The organism is Streptomyces tubbatahanensis (assembly GCF_022699385.1).
Lineage (GTDB): Bacteria > Actinomycetota > Actinomycetes > Streptomycetales > Streptomycetaceae > Streptomyces > Streptomyces diacarni.
This window is the reverse complement of the sequence record NZ_CP093846.1, coordinates 4845481-4859288: the sequence shown is the minus strand read 5'-3', so window position 1 is coordinate 4859288 and position 13808 is coordinate 4845481. Positions and strand designations below refer to the sequence as shown.

Genomic DNA, 13808 nt, shown 5'->3' with positions numbered 1-13808 from the left:
ACGGCCAAGATTAGGAGGCTTCGTGCCGTTCTGCCGCGCGGCCCCCTACGGAGGGCCTCACTCTACGTACGACACGTGCGCGGTGGGGCGCTCTTGACACATCTCGTGCCGGGGAACTGCGGAGGCAGGCCGCTCAGGCTCCCGGCCAGTCGGGCTTCCGCCTCTCGTTGAAGGCCGCGACGCCCTCGGCGCGGTCCCCGGAGAAGGCGACCGTGCGCCAGGCGGCCTCCTCCACCTCGAGGCCCGCCCGCAGGTCCATGCCCCATCCGGTGCGCAGCGCGCGCTTGGCGGCCCGCAGCCCCACGGGCGAGTGCGCCGCGATCCGCCCGGCGAGGGCCAGCGCCTGCGCGCGGTCCTCGCCCGCCTCGGCGAGCTGGTCGACGAGACCGAGCGCGTGCGCCTCCTCGGCCGCCACCCGGCGCGCGGAGAAGATCAGCTCGGTGGCGCGGGCCGCGCCCACCCGGCGCGGGAGCAGCTGGGTGCCGCCGCCGCCCGGCACCACGCCGACGGACACCTCGGGCAGCCCGACCACGGCCGAGGGGTCGGCGACGATCAGGTCGCAGGAGAGCGCCAGCTCGTAGCCGCCGCCCAGCGCGTAGCCGTGCACGGCGGCGAGGGTCGGCATCGGCAGCTCCAGCACGCCCCGGTAGGCCGCACTGGTGTACGGACGCTGGGCACCCAGTTCCGCGTCGCTGAGCGCGTTGCGCTCCTTGAGGTCGGCGCCGACGCAGAACGCGCGCTCATGCGTGGAGGTCAGCACCGTCGCCCGCACGTCGCCGTCCGCGGCGAGGGCCGCGCACGCGTCGGCGAGCGCGCCCGCGAACGCCGTCGAGACGGCGTTCATGGCCGCCTTCCGATCCATCACCAACTCGGCGACGTGCCCGTCCTTGCGGACCCGCACCCACTCCCCGAACACCTGCTCGCCATGGTCCATGGCCGTCACGATAGCGCTCGCGCTACCTTCTCCCGGGGGACAACCCCCTACCCCGGGCCCCGGAGGCCGCCCGGACACCGGCGGCCGCCCGCGCGCAGCAGGCGGTCAGGGTCCCGGCGGGGTGCGCCGCCTCAGCAGCCAGGGCTCCACCACGCCCAGACCCCGCACGGGGCGCTGGTAGAGCGGCTGGAGCGCGAACCGGAAACCCGACAGGTCCTCGCTCTCCTTCTCCGACTCGGGAGCGGCCCCCGAAGCCGTCAGCTCGGCACGGAAGGCGCCGTCGACCAGCACGGTGTCCTTGGGCGCTATCGACGTCAGCCGGCTGGCGAGGTTGACCGTGTTGCCGAAGACGTCACCCATCCGGGTCGTCATCGTGCCGAAGGCGATGCCGACGCGCAGCTCCGGCATCGTCTCGTCGTTCGCCATCGTCTCGATCAGCCGCACGCCGATCTCGGCGGCCGTGCCCGCGTCCTCCGCGACGTAGAGGATCTCGTCGCCCAGCGCCTTGATGAGCCGCCCGCCGTGCGCGGCCACCAGGTCGGCCGCGGTCGTCTCGAACGCCTCCACCAGCTCGCCCAGTTCCTCGTCCTCCAGGCGCCGGGTCAGCCGGGTGAAGCCGACCAGGTCGGCGAAGCCGATGGCCTGGCGGCGGTTGACCATCTCGTCGTCGTCCTTGACCTGCACGACCCGCCCGGTCGCCGCCGCGAGCTGGCGGCGCCAGACGTAGACCAGGAACTCCTCCAGCTCCGGCAGCAACAACTGCACCAGCGGAAACGTGACCTCGTTGCGCGTCATCCCCGGCTCGGGCGGCTCCGTCAGCCCCATCAGGAACGAGTCGATCTGCCAGTCCGCGAGCCGCGCCGTGGTCTGCCCCGTGGACCGGGCCACCTGCACTGCCATCGGTTCGCTCAGCAGCCCCGCCTCGACCAGCCCGGACAGCCGCCGCAGTGCCAGTACGTCCGCCTCGGTCAGCGCGCGCGCCTGGCCGACGTCGGCGAAGCCCATCGCCCGCCAGAAACGGGACGCCAGCTCCATCGAGACGCCCGCCGCACGGGCCGCCTGGAACGGGGTGTACTGCCGCGCGGAGCCGAGGATCAGCTCCTCGATACGCAGCGCGCTGGGATCGGTGTCGTCCTCGACGATCTCCGCCTCGCCGACGTCCTCGGCGAACGAGTTGGCCTGGACCGGGTCCTGCGAGGCGGCGCGCGCGGGGCCGGCGCGCTCGCCGGCGGGCGCGGGGTCGGGGCGCTCGCCGACGGGCTCGGGATCGGCGCGCTCGGGATCGGCGCGCTCGGGTTCGGTGCGCTGGGGGTCGGCGTCCCCGCCGCTCGCCGGGTCGTCCTCCCGGGAGCCGGCCGGCTGCCCCTGCTGGGGCGCACCCGGATCGTCCGCGGTCACCGGGGGCTCCCCGCACCCTCCGCGACGTGGCGTCGCGCCCTCGCGTCGTCCCTGCGCACAGCCCTTCCGTTCCTCTTGCCGCTCCTGCTCGCGGCGGCACACCGGCACCGCCCGTGAGCCGGACCCCGGCGCCCGATGGCACCCGATGTCACCGCCGATTGCCCACCATACGGCAGTTGTGCGCTACCTCACTTACCGGTCGCCGGACGCAGATGGACGATGTCACCGGCCGCGACCGGACGCTGCACGCCCTGTTCCGAGGCGATGACCAGCCGACCGTCCCCGTCCACGGCCACGGCCTCGCCCAGCAGCTCCTCCCCGCCCGGCAGCATCGCCCGTACCGACCTGCCCAGCGTCACGCACCCCGCCGCGTACGCCTCCAGGACGTCGGAGGACGCCGGATCGCCGTCCGCGGCCGTCCAGCGGCCGTACCAGTCCTCGAACGCGCGCAGCACGGCGCGCAGGATCGGGTCGCGGTCCGTGCCCTGGGCGCCCGCGAGGGCGAGCGAGCCCGCCGTGGGGACCGGCAGCTCCTCCTCGCGCAGAGTGACGTTCAGCCCGATGCCGAGCACGACGTGTTCGCCGTCCACCCGCTCAGCGAGGATGCCGCCGATCTTCCGCTCCTCGTCCGCCCCCGTGGCCAGGATGTCGTTCGGCCACTTCAGCCCCGTGTCGACACCCGCCGTGCGGGCGAGCGCGCCCGCCGCGGCGACGCCCGCGAGGAGCGGGATCCATCCCCAGCGCTCGGCTGGCGCGTGCGGACGCAGCAGTACGGAGAAGAACAGACCCGATTTGGCCGGTGCGCTCCACGCGCGGCCCAGGCGGCCTCGGCCCGCGGTCTGCTCCTCCGCGACGAGGACGGTGCCGGGGCGGGCTTCGCCCGCGCGGGTGCGGGAGACCAGCTCCGTGTTGGTCGAGGTGACGGACTCCAGCACCTCCAGGTGCGTCCAGAACGGGTTCTCCTCGTGGAGGAGGGCGCGGCGGAGGGCTGTTTGGTTGAGCGGGGGGCGGGACAGGTCCGACCAGCGGTTGGGCGTCATGCCGCCACACTATGTGCCGCCCTCGGCTGTTCCCCCCGCCCATGGGCCCCCGGCCCCTGGACCCGTTCTTTGTGGGGGCTTCGCCCCTCGCCCCTTCCTTGTAGGGCGGGCCCCCCTTGGCCTCCGTCTTTCTGTGGGCCGCCCACCCCCGAGGGGCACCCTCTGTTTGGGGGCTCCGCCCCCAAGCCCCGGGGTCTCGCCGACCAGGCGTTGGGGCGGCTCCGCCCCCCAACGGCCCCCCGCTACGGGGGCTTCGCCCCCCTAGGAGCCCCCGGGGGTATGTGGGGGTTTGCTCTTGGGTGAGAGGGGCTCGGAGACGGGGAGAGAGGGTGCTGTGACAGGGAAAGGGGGCTGGCGGTGTGGTCAATGACGCACTCCGTAACGGGCTTGCCGCAGATAGCCTACGGATCGGTAGCCACCCCGTGACGGTTAGGAGCCCTCCGAGATGTCCGACGACCTCGACATCCACACCACCGCGGGCAAACTCGCGGATTTCGAGCACCGCACGAAGGAAGCCGTGCACGCGGGCTCGGAGCGCGCGGTGGAGAAGCAGCACGCGAAGGGCAAGCTGACCGCGCGCGAGCGCGTGGAACTCCTGCTGGACGAGGGGTCCTTCACGGAGCTGGACGAGTTCGCCCGCCACCGTTCGACGAATTTCGGCCTGGAGGCGAACCGTCCGTACGGCGACGGTGTCGTCACGGGCTACGGCACCATCGACGGCCGCCCCGTCTGCGTGTTCTCGCAGGACTTCACGATCTTCGGCGGCGCCCTGGGCGAGGTCTACGGCGAGAAGATCGTCAAGGTGATGGACTTCGCGCTGAAGACGGGCTGTCCGGTCATCGGGATCAACGACGGCGGCGGCGCCCGTATCCAGGAGGGCGTGGCGGCGCTCGGCCTGTTCGCGGAGATCTTCCGCCGCAACACGCACGCCTCCGGCGTGATTCCGCAGATCTCCCTCGTTCTCGGCCCCTGCGCGGGCGGAGCCGTCTATTCGCCCGCCATCACGGACTTCACGGTGATGGTGGACCAGACCTCGCACATGTTCATCACGGGGCCCGACGTCATCAAGACGGTCACCGGTGAGGACGTCGGGTTCGAGGAGCTGGGCGGGGCGCGGACGCACAACGCCACGTCCGGCGTCGCGCATCACCTGGCGGGCGACGAGAAGGACGCCATCGAGTACGTGAAGGCGCTGCTCTCCTACCTTCCGTCCAACAACCTCTCGGAGCCGCCGGTCTTCGCCGAAGAGGCGGATCTGGAGACCTCGGACGAGGACCGGGAGCTGGACACCCTCATCCCGGACTCGGCGAACCAGCCGTACGACATGCACGGCGTCATCGAGCACGTGCTGGACGACGGGGAGTTCCTGGAGACGCAGGCGCTGTTCGCGCCGAACATCGTCACCGGGTTCGGCCGGATCGAGGGCCAGCCGGTCGGTGTGGTGGCCAACCAGCCGTTGCAGTTCGCGGGGTGTCTGAACATCGACGCGAGCGAGAAGGCAGCGCGGTTCGTGCGTACCTGCGACGCGTTCAACGTGCCGGTCCTCACGTTCGTGGACGTGCCGGGGTTCCTGCCGGGGACCGATCAGGAGTACGACGGGATCATCCGGCGCGGCGCCAAGCTGATCTACGCGTACGCGGAGGCGACGGTGCCGCTGGTCACGGTGATCACGCGGAAGGCGTTCGGCGGCGCGTACGACGTGATGGGCTCCAAGCACCTGGGCGCGGACCTCAACTTCGCCTGGCCGACGGCGCAGATCGCCGTCATGGGCGCGCAGGGCGCGGTCAACATCCTGCACCGCAAGAAGCTGGCCGCCGCCGGCACCCCGCAGGAGACCGAGGAGCTGCGCGCCCAGCTCACGCAGGAGTACGAGGACGCGCTGCTCAACCCGTACGTGGCGGCCGAGCGCGGCTATGTGGACGCGGTGATCCGTCCCGCCGAGACCCGCCGCCACATCACCCGCGGTCTGCGCACGCTGCGTACCAAGCGCGAGCAGCTGCCGCCGAAGAAGCACGGCAACATCCCGCTGTGAGGAGGCCGCGATGACGGATTCCCAGGAGACGTCCCCCCAGCCCATGGAGCCGCCCATCCGGGTCGTGCGGGGCAATCCGACGCCCGAGGAGCTGGCTGCCGCGCTGGCGGTGGTGCGGGCCCGCGCGTCGGCCGTTGCGCCGGGTGAGCCGGGCCGCCGGGTGCCGGGGGCGTGGTCGTCGCCGGCGCGTACGGTGCCGCGCCGGCTGCCGCAGCCGGGCCCGGGCGCCTGGCACCGTACGTACTGGCCGGGGTGAGGGGCAGGGCCGGTGCCCGCCGGGGCATCCGGTGGCCGCGGGGCGTCCGCATCTGAGTACGCGTACTCAGGCGGGGGCGCCCGCGCGGTCCCACCATGGGGCGCATGCTGTGGTCGGACCCCCGCGACGAGCCGCCGCCGGAACTGCGCAGGGCCCAGGAGAAGGTGCACCGTCTCGGCTGGGTGCTGCTGGTGGTGGTGGCGGTCGTGATGCTGCTGCTGTTGTCGGTGGCCTACTCGTGAGCCGCCCGGGGACGCCGGGCGCGTGCGCGGGGGCGCGCGGCACGTCCTGCGGGTCCTTACGATGGCTCGCATGAACTCTCCGCGTCTCGTCCTCGCCTCCGCTTCCCCTGCCCGTCTCGCGCTGCTGCGGCAGGCGGGGATGGCGCCGGAGGTCGTCGTCAGCGGTGTGGACGAGGACGCGATCGACGCGTCGACCCCTTCGGAGCTGGCCCGGGTGCTGGCGGAGGCGAAGGCGGCGGAGGTGGCGGGCCGCGCCGAGGCGGCGGGGGCGCTGGTCGTGGGCTGCGACTCGGTGCTGGAGCTGGACGGGCGGGCGCTGGGCAAGCCGGCGGACGCGACGGAGGCGGCGGCCCGCTGGAAGGACATGCGGGGCCGCTCGGGTGTGCTGCACACCGGGCACTGCGTGGTCGACACCCGGACGGCTCAGGCGCGCTGTTCGGTGACGGCCTCGACGACGGTGCACTTCGGTGAACCGTCCGACGAGGAGGTCGCCGCCTATGTCGCGAGCGGCGAACCGCTGCACGTGGCGGGCGCTTTCACGCTGGACGGCCGCTCGGGCCCGTTCGTCGAGGGCATCGAGGGCGACCACGGCAACGTGCTGGGGCTCTCGCTGCCGACGTTGCGCAGGCTGCTGGCCAAGCTGGGGGTCGCCGTCACCGACCTGTGGGTGGCGCGCTGACCTCGCCCTGCGCGGGGGCGGCCGCATCCCGGCTTGCGGGCGCCCGCTCGACGTGCTCGTCGTCGCCTGCGCCGTACCAGGTCAGCGACCACACGATGAGGCCGAGGACGGCCATCAGCACCACGAAGGCCGTCCACCCCACCAGGCCGACACAGAAGGCGCCGAGCACACCGTGGACGACGGCGCAGCTGATCAGCACGATGCGCCAGAACCCGCGCGGCGGCAGGTCGCGGATCGCCGTGCGGGCGAGGATCAGCGCGCAGGTGAGCACGTAGCCGCCGACCAGCACGGCGCCGATCACCGCGGAGATCGTCATGGCGCGCGGCTCGATGCCCGCCAGCGACATCTGCTGGACGTCGGCGACCTTGCCGAGGAAGAGATTGAGTCCTACGAGTACGACGGCCTCCAGCGTCAGCACCAACGCCGTCACCGCGGCCACCGCTCGTCTGCGCACTGGCACCGCGCCCACCCCTTCTGTGGCTTGCATCTTCCCTCGGCGGGACGCCTGTTGCGGCCCGCCCGCTCGACGCGCCCGGGTTACTCCGGGTACGTGTACTCGCCAGGGCGAACGCTACTGGCGGGTACATGCCGGGGCAAGGGAAACGGCGCACAGCAAAATTTCGCTTCTCCTCTCGTAGGGAATCCACAAAGACCCCCGGTTTCACCGAACCACCGGGACAGAGAGTTAGCCCACACTCCTGAGTCGGACAACCCGTGCCCGAAAGCGGCGTACCGTGGGATGACGAGGGGAGATCCGGTTCCGCGCGAGACGCGCATGACACTCCGTGTGGGCAAGCTCACCCCCCTGGGCGGCTCGGCGTCAGGTGTCGCCAGTACCTAAACTCAGCTTGTTTCAAGGAGGGAGTCATCGTGCGCAAGGTGCTCATCGCCAACCGCGGCGAAATCGCCGTCCGCGTCGCCCGCGCGTGCCGGGACGCGGGAATCGCGAGTGTCGCCGTCTATGCCGAGCCGGACCGGGACGCACTCCACGTCCGGGTGGCCGACGAGGCCTACGCGTTGGGCGGTGACACCCCCGCAGCCAGCTACCTGGACATGACCAAGGTCCTCAAGGCCGCCGCCGACTCGGGCGCTGACGCCGTCCACCCCGGTTACGGATTCCTGTCGGAGAACGCCGAGTTCGCGCAGGCGGTCCTGGACGCGGGGCTCAACTGGATCGGGCCGCCCCCGCACGCCATCCGCGACCTGGGCGACAAGGTCGCGGCGAGGCACATCGCACAGCGCGCCGGGGCCCCGCTCGTCGCCGGCACCAAGGACCCGGTCTCCGGCGCGGACGAGGTCGTCGCCTTCGCCGAGGAGCACGGCCTGCCCATCGCCATCAAGGCGGCCTTCGGCGGCGGAGGCCGCGGCCTGAAGGTCGCGCGCACGCTGGAGGAAGTGCCCGAGCTGTACGACTCGGCCGTGCGCGAGGCGGTGGCCGCCTTCGGCCGCGGCGAGTGCTTCGTCGAGCGCTACCTCGACCGCCCCCGGCACGTGGAGACCCAGTGCCTGGCCGACAAGCACGGCAACGTCGTGGTCGTCTCCACCCGTGACTGCTCCCTCCAGCGCCGCCACCAGAAGCTCGTCGAGGAGGCCCCGGCCCCCTACCTGAGCGACGAGCAGAACGCCGAGCTGTACCGCGCCTCCAAGGCGATCCTGAGCGAGGCCGGCTACGAGGGCGCGGGCACCTGCGAGTTCCTCGTCGGCCAGGACGGCACGATCTCCTTCCTGGAGGTCAACACCCGTCTCCAGGTCGAGCACCCGGTCACCGAAGAGGTCACGGGCCTCGACCTGGTCCGCGAGATGTTCCGCATCGCCGACGGCGAGGAGCTGGGCTACGACGACCCGCCGCTGCGCGGTCACTCCTTCGAGTTCCGTATCAACGGCGAGGACCCGGGCCGCAACTTCCTCCCGGCCCCGGGCACGGTCACCACGTTCGCGCCGCCCTCGGGCCCGGGTGTGCGGCTGGACGCCGGTGTGGAGTCGGGGTCGGTCATCGGCCCCGCGTGGGACTCGCTGCTGGCCAAGCTGATCGTCAGCGGCGCGAGCCGCGGCCAGGCCCTGGAGCGGGCGGCGCGCGCGCTGGACGAGTTCGAGGTGTCCGGGATGGCCACCGCGCTGACCTTCCACCGCACCGTGGTACGCGACACCGCGTTCGCCCCCGAGATCACCGGCCGCGCCGGCGAGCCCTTCGACGTCCACACCCGGTGGATCGAGACGGAGTTCGTCAACGAGATCAAGCCGTTCGCGCCGTCGGCGGGCGAGGACGAGGACGCCGGGGAGGCGACCCGCGAGACGGTCGTCGTCGAGGTCGGCGGCAAGCGCCTGGAGGTCTCCCTCCCCTCGTCGCTGGGCATGCCGCTGGCGCGTGCCGCGGTCGAGGGCGGCGCACGCAAGCCCCGCAGGAAGGCCGCCAAGAAGTCCGGTTCCGCGGCCTCGGGTGACGCGCTCGCCTCCCCCATGCAGGGCACCATCGTGAAGGTCGCCGTGGAGGAGGGTCAGGTCGTCGAGGAGGGCGAACTGGTCATCGTCCTGGAGGCGATGAAGATGGAGCAGCCGCTCAACGCCCACCGTGCCGGCACCGTGAAGGACCTCAAGGCGGAGATCGGCGCCTCGGTCTCCTCCGGCGCCGTCATCTGCGAGATCAAGGACTGAGCCGCGGCGAGCGCCGCCCACCTTCCCTGACGCCGTCGGCGGTGCCGGGCCCCCGCGCGGGGGCCCGGCACCGCCGACGGCGCGTTGTGCGTCAGCGGCGGCGCGGTGCCAGGTCGGCCACCCGGGGGCCCGGTGCGGCCGTGGGCCGCAGGTGGGTGGGGGGCGGACTCCCGCCCTGCGCGGCGGCCCGCCGCGGGGTGGGCATCGGCACGTCCTGGCGGCCGCGCCCGGTGGAGGCGGAGCCCGCGACGGCGACCTGCACCCCGCGGTCGGCGAGCGCCTGCAACTCCGTCTCGGCACGGTCGTCGTGCGGCGGCGGCTCGTCCGTCACCAGTCGGGTGATCACATCGGTGGGCACCGTCTGGAACATGGTGTCGGTCCCCAGCTTGGTGTGGTCGGCCAGCACGACGACCTCCCCGGCCGCCTGTACCAGCGCCCGGTCCACGCTCGCGGAGAGCATGTTGGAGGTGGACAGGCCCCGCTCGGCGGTCAGCCCGCTCCCCGACAGGAAGGCCCGGGAGACGCGCAGCCCGTGCAGTGACTGTTCGGCGCCGCTGCCGACGAGCGCGTAGTTGCTCCCGCGCAGCGTGCCGCCTGTCATCACCACCTCCACCCGGTTGGCGTGGGCCAGCGCCTGCGCCACCAGCAGCGAGTTGGTGACCACGGTCAGCCCGGGCACCCGCGCGAGCCGCCGCGCGAGCTCCTGAGTCGTCGTACCGGCTCCGACGACGACGGCCTCGCCCTCCGAGACCAGGCCGGCGGCGAGGTCGGCGATGGCCGTCTTCTCGGCGGTGGCCAGATGGGATTTCTGGGGGAAGCCGGACTCACGGGTGAAACCGCCAGGGAGCACGGCGCCGCCGTGCCGGCGGTCGAGCAGTCCTTCTGCCTCCAGCGCCCGTACGTCCCTGCGCACGGTCACTTCGGAGGTCTGGACGACGCGGGCGAGCTCCCGGAGCGAGACCGCCCCGTTGGCGCGCACCATTTCAAGGATCAATTGACGACGTTCCGCAGCGAACACGAAACTGACAGTAACGCCAACGACCGTCTGCTTTCAGCGGTATGCGCCGATTAACAGAAGTTGTTCGTAGGAGGGCACCCAACGTGGTATAGGGGCCCTTTCGGACAGGGCCCCCGCGGCCCCTCAGTGCAGTTCGGCCAGCTTGCGCGTGTGCAACTGCCGCGCCACCTCGGCGATCGACCCCGTCAGCGACGGGTACACCGTGAACGTGTTGGCGATCTGCTCCACGGTCAGATTGTTGTCAACCGCGATCGCGATCGGATGAATCAGCTCACTCGCCCGGGGCGCCACGACGACACCGCCGACGATGATCCCCGTCCCCGGACGGCAGAACAGCTTCACGAAACCGTCCCTGATGCCCTGCATCTTCGCGCGCGGGTTACGCAGCAGCGGCAGCTTGACGACGCGCGCCTCGATGGCGCCCTTGTCCACGTCCGCCTGCGAGTAGCCGACCGTCGCGATCTCCGGATCGGTGAAGATGTTCGCGGCGACCGTCTTGAGGTCCAGCGGATTCACCGTGTCACCGAGGAAGTGGTACATCGCGATCCGGCCCTGCATCGCCGCCACCGAGGCCAGCGCGAGGACACCGGTGCAGTCGCCCGCGGCGTAGACGCCCGGGGCCGAGGTGCGCGACACCTTGTCCGTCCAGATGTGCCCCGACTCCTTGAGCCGGACCCCCGCCTCCTCGAGACCCATGTCCGCGGTGTTGGGGATCGCGCCCACCGCCACCAGACAGTGCGTCCCCGAGATCGTGCGGCCGTCCTGCAGCGTGACCTCCACCCGGTCGTCGTCCGTCCGCTTCGCGGACGCCGCGCGGGAACGGCTCATCACGTTCATGCCCCGACGGCGGAAGACATCCTCCAGGACGGCGGCGGCGTCCGGGTCCTCCCCCGGCAGCACCCGGTCCCGCGAGGAGACGAGCGTCACCTGGGAACCCAGCGCCTGATAGGCGCCCGCGAACTCGGCACCGGTCACACCCGAGCCGATCACGATCAGCTCCTCGGGCTGCTCCTCCAGATCGTAGAGCTGCGTCCAGTTCAGAATGCGCTCGCCGTCCGGACGGGCGTCCGGGATCTCCCGCGGATGACCACCCGTGGCGACCAGCACCGCGTCCGCCGTCAGCTCCTCCTGGCTGCCGTCCGCCACCGTGACCGTGACCGTACGGGAACCATCCACCGCCTGCCCCGGCTCCAGCCTCCCCCTGCCCCGCATGACGCGGCCCCCCGCACGGGTGACCGACGCGGTGATGTCATGCGACTGGGCGAGGGCCAGCCGCTTGACACGGCGGTTCACCTTGCCGAGATCGACGCCCACGACCCTCGCCGGGTCGTCCGGGTCATGGGTCTTGTCCTCCACCCGGATACCGAGCTCCTCGTACGAGGAGTCGAAGTTCGTCATCACCTCGGCCGTGGCGATCAGCGTCTTCGACGGCACGCAGTCGGTGAGGACCGAGGCGCCGCCGAGGCCGTCGCAGTCGACGACGGTCACCTCCGCGCCTAGTTGGGCGGCTACCAGGGCCGCTTCGTATCCGCCGGGGCCGCCGCCAATGATCACGATCCGAGTCACCCCCCCATTGTCCCGCACCCACCCCGACCCCACCTCGCTGGGGCCTCCGCCCCCGCGTACCCCCTCTCCTCGGGGCTGCGCCCCTGCCCCCTCGACATGGTCTTCCCCTTCTTCCGTGAGGGTGCCCTCGGCCGTGGTCGGGGGCTCCGCCCCCAAACCCCCGTGGCCTCGCCGGCCGGGCGTTGGGGCGGCTCCGCCCCCCAACGGCCCCCCGCTACGGGGGGCTCCGCCCCCCCCTAGGAGCCCCCTGGGGGAGAGCCAGTTCCCCTCTTACGCAAGAGACGGCCCGGCGAATGCGTTCTGTGGTGCTGTCTCATGTGGGGGTCCAGGGGGCGGAGCCCCTTGGCGGGGGTTCCTAGGGGGGCGGAGCCCCCGTAGCGGGGGGCCTTTGGGGGGCAGCGCCGCCCCAAAGCCTCCCCGGCGAGGGGCCGGGGGTCTGGGGGGCGGAGCCCCCCGGATAGAGATCGGCAACACCGGGGGTGGGCTGGCCCCACTGGTAAAGGGGGAGGTCTGGGGGGCCCGCCCCAGGAGGGGGCGATGGGGCGGAGCCCCGAGGGGTGTGGCGGCTACCCTCGTGGGATGTCGCTCTACGCCGCCTACGCCGGCAACCTCGACGCCCGCCTGATGTCCCGCCGCGCCCCCCACTCCCCCCTCCGCAGCACCGGATGGATGACCGACTGGCGGCTGACCTTCGGTGGGGAGCACATGGGGTGGGAGGGCGCGCTGGCCACCCTCGTGGAGGCGCCGCGGTCGCAGTTGTTCGTCGCGTTGTACGACATCGCTCCGATGGACGAGGACTCGATGGACCGCTGGGAGGGCGTCGGGCTCGACATATACCGGCGGATGCGGGTGCGGGTGCACACGCTGGACGGTGAGGAGCCCGCGTGGTGCTACGTGCTCAACGGGTACGAGGGGGGTCTGCCCTCGGCTCGCTACCTGGGCGACATCGCGGATGCGGCGGAGTCCGCGGGCGCGCCGCACGACTATGTGATGGAGCTGCGTAAGCGCCCCTGTTAGGGACTGGGTGCGCGGGCGACGTGGGGGCGGGGCGCTCGGGGCACGGAACGTACACACGTAAGGCGGCTCGGCACGGACTCGTCCGTGTGTTCGTCCGGAGTTGCGTCCCACGTCTACGCGCGTAGGCGAGAAAGGGCTACCCTCGTCGCGTGAACGCTTCAGCCACTACGCACATCCCCGACGACCCCTACCGCACCGCCGACGAGGCCGCGGCCAAGCTGCGGGCCCTGACCGGCGAGGAGAGCCACGACGTGGCCCTCGTCATGGGCTCGGGCTGGGTGCCCGCGGCCGACGCGCTCGGGGTCCCCGACCACGAACTGGCCGTCACCGAGCTGCCCGGCTTCCCGCCGCCGACCGCCGCGGGGCACGCGGGCAAGATCCGCTCCCACACGGTGGGCGGCAAGCGCGCGCTCGTCTTCCTCGGCCGTACGCACGCGTACGAGGGCCGCGGTGTCGCGGCCGTCGCGCACGGGGTGCGCACGGCCGTGGCGGCGGGCTGCAAGACCATCGTCCTGACCAACGGGTGCGGCGGCCTGCGCGCGGGCATGCGCCCCGGCCAGCCGGTGCTCATCAGCGACCACATCAACCTGACCGCCGCCTCCCCCATCGTCGGCGCCAACTTCGTCGACCTCACCGACCTGTACTCGCCGCGGCTGCGCGCGCTGTGCCAGGAGATCGACCCGACGCTGGAAGAGGGCGTCTACGTCCAGTTCCCCGGGCCGCACTACGAGACGCCCGCGGAGATCGGTTTCGTCCGCACCATCGGCGGTGACCTGGTGGGCATGTCCACCGTCCTGGAGGCCATCGCGGCGCGGGAGGCGGGCGCCGAGGTGCTCGGTGTCTCCCTCGTCACCAACCTCGCGGCGGGCATGACCGGCGAGCCCCTCAACCACGAGGAGGTCCTGCAGGCGGGCCGCGACTCGGCTTCCCGGATGGGCACGCTGCTGGCCCAGGTGCTCCAGCGGCTCTGAGGC

The 13808-nt window shown here is 72.3% G+C and carries 13 protein-coding genes; 7 read left to right on the top strand and 6 right to left on the bottom strand.

Annotation, left to right across the window (positions count from 1 at the left end; genetic code table 11):
- Positions 1 to 133: 133 nt before the first annotated feature.
- The 3 genes from MMF93_RS20965 to MMF93_RS20955 form a co-directional block, all read right to left on the bottom strand.
- Complete coding sequence (locus MMF93_RS20965; RefSeq protein ID WP_242753804.1) at positions 134 to 934, bottom strand: enoyl-CoA hydratase/isomerase family protein; 801 nt, start codon at positions 932 to 934, stop codon at positions 134 to 136.
- Between the two features lie 105 nt (positions 935 to 1039).
- On the bottom strand, positions 1040 to 2332 hold the full coding sequence (locus MMF93_RS20960) for an adenylate/guanylate cyclase domain-containing protein (RefSeq protein WP_423835486.1): 1293 nt from the start codon (positions 2330 to 2332) through the stop codon (positions 1040 to 1042).
- Between the two features lie 188 nt (positions 2333 to 2520).
- A complete protein-coding gene (locus MMF93_RS20955; protein ID WP_242753799.1) occupies positions 2521 to 3372 on the bottom strand; it encodes a biotin--[acetyl-CoA-carboxylase] ligase in 852 nt (283 codons plus the stop codon).
- Positions 3373 to 3817: 445 nt separating this feature from the next.
- Here MMF93_RS20955 and MMF93_RS20950 point away from each other — a divergent pair, with 445 nt between their 5' ends.
- The 4 genes from MMF93_RS20950 to MMF93_RS20935 all read left to right on the top strand — a co-directional run bounded on the left by MMF93_RS20950 (position 3818) and on the right by MMF93_RS20935 (position 6581).
- On the top strand, positions 3818 to 5404 hold the full coding sequence (locus tag MMF93_RS20950) for an acyl-CoA carboxylase subunit beta (RefSeq protein ID WP_242753796.1): 1587 nt from the start codon (positions 3818 to 3820) through the stop codon (positions 5402 to 5404).
- 10 nt (positions 5405 to 5414) lie between these two features.
- The gene (locus MMF93_RS20945) at positions 5415 to 5660 is read left to right on the top strand and encodes an acyl-CoA carboxylase subunit epsilon (RefSeq protein WP_242753794.1); all 246 of its coding nucleotides are present in this window, start codon (positions 5415 to 5417) and stop codon (positions 5658 to 5660) included.
- A 104-nt stretch (positions 5661 to 5764) separates the two neighbouring features.
- Positions 5765 to 5902, top strand: coding sequence for a morphogenic membrane protein MmpB (mmpB, locus tag MMF93_RS20940; protein ID WP_181856385.1), 138 nt, complete (start codon positions 5765 to 5767; stop codon positions 5900 to 5902).
- A gap of 61 nt (positions 5903 to 5963) precedes the next feature.
- The gene (locus MMF93_RS20935; protein ID WP_242753791.1) at positions 5964 to 6581 is read left to right on the top strand and encodes a Maf family protein; all 618 of its coding nucleotides are present in this window, start codon (positions 5964 to 5966) and stop codon (positions 6579 to 6581) included.
- Here the strand turns inward: MMF93_RS20935 and MMF93_RS20930 are convergent.
- Positions 6556 to 7020, bottom strand: a complete 465-nt coding sequence (locus MMF93_RS20930) for a hypothetical protein (RefSeq protein ID WP_423835629.1) — start codon at positions 7018 to 7020, stop codon at positions 6556 to 6558. The genes MMF93_RS20935 and MMF93_RS20930 overlap by 26 nt on opposite strands.
- 431 nt (positions 7021 to 7451) lie before the next feature.
- On the opposite strand from MMF93_RS20930, the gene MMF93_RS20925 reads away from it, so the two are divergent.
- Complete coding sequence (locus MMF93_RS20925; RefSeq protein WP_242753785.1) at positions 7452 to 9233, top strand: ATP-binding protein; 1782 nt, start codon at positions 7452 to 7454, stop codon at positions 9231 to 9233.
- A gap of 91 nt (positions 9234 to 9324) precedes the next feature.
- Here MMF93_RS20925 and MMF93_RS20920 read toward each other — a convergent pair whose 3' ends face one another.
- On the bottom strand, positions 9325 to 10251 hold the full coding sequence (locus MMF93_RS20920; RefSeq protein ID WP_274709485.1) for a DeoR/GlpR family DNA-binding transcription regulator: 927 nt from the start codon (positions 10249 to 10251) through the stop codon (positions 9325 to 9327).
- A gap of 123 nt (positions 10252 to 10374) precedes the next feature.
- Entirely contained in the window at positions 10375 to 11817 is a 1443-nt protein-coding gene (locus MMF93_RS20915; protein ID WP_242753782.1) for an NAD(P)H-quinone dehydrogenase, read from the bottom strand.
- A gap of 579 nt (positions 11818 to 12396) precedes the next feature.
- Between MMF93_RS20915 and MMF93_RS20910 the strand changes: the two genes are divergently transcribed.
- Both MMF93_RS20910 and MMF93_RS20905 read left to right on the top strand, forming a co-directional pair.
- Entirely contained in the window at positions 12397 to 12834 is a 438-nt protein-coding gene (locus tag MMF93_RS20910; protein ID WP_114015518.1) for a gamma-glutamylcyclotransferase family protein, read from the top strand.
- A 149-nt stretch (positions 12835 to 12983) separates the two neighbouring features.
- Positions 12984 to 13805, top strand: coding sequence for a purine-nucleoside phosphorylase (locus MMF93_RS20905; RefSeq protein ID WP_242753780.1), 822 nt, complete (start codon positions 12984 to 12986; stop codon positions 13803 to 13805).
- Positions 13806 to 13808 lie beyond the last annotated feature (3 nt).

Excerpts from the sequence above, each read along its gene's own strand:
- MMF93_RS20945 (WP_242753794.1), top strand. The coding sequence starts at position 5,415 with ATGACGGATTCCCAGGAGACGTCCCCCCAGCCCATGGAGCCGCCCATC.
- MMF93_RS20965 (WP_242753804.1), bottom strand. The coding sequence starts at position 934 with ATGGACCATGGCGAGCAGGTGTTCGGGGAGTGGGTGCGGGTCCGCAAG.
- mmpB (WP_181856385.1), top strand. The coding sequence starts at position 5,765 with ATGCTGTGGTCGGACCCCCGCGACGAGCCGCCGCCGGAACTGCGCAGG.
- MMF93_RS20950 (WP_242753796.1), top strand. The coding sequence starts at position 3,818 with ATGTCCGACGACCTCGACATCCACACCACCGCGGGCAAACTCGCGGAT.
- MMF93_RS20955 (WP_242753799.1), bottom strand. The coding sequence starts at position 3,372 with ATGACGCCCAACCGCTGGTCGGACCTGTCCCGCCCCCCGCTCAACCAA.
- MMF93_RS20910 (WP_114015518.1), top strand. The coding sequence starts at position 12,397 with ATGTCGCTCTACGCCGCCTACGCCGGCAACCTCGACGCCCGCCTGATG.
- MMF93_RS20935 (WP_242753791.1), top strand. The coding sequence starts at position 5,964 with ATGGCTCGCATGAACTCTCCGCGTCTCGTCCTCGCCTCCGCTTCCCCT.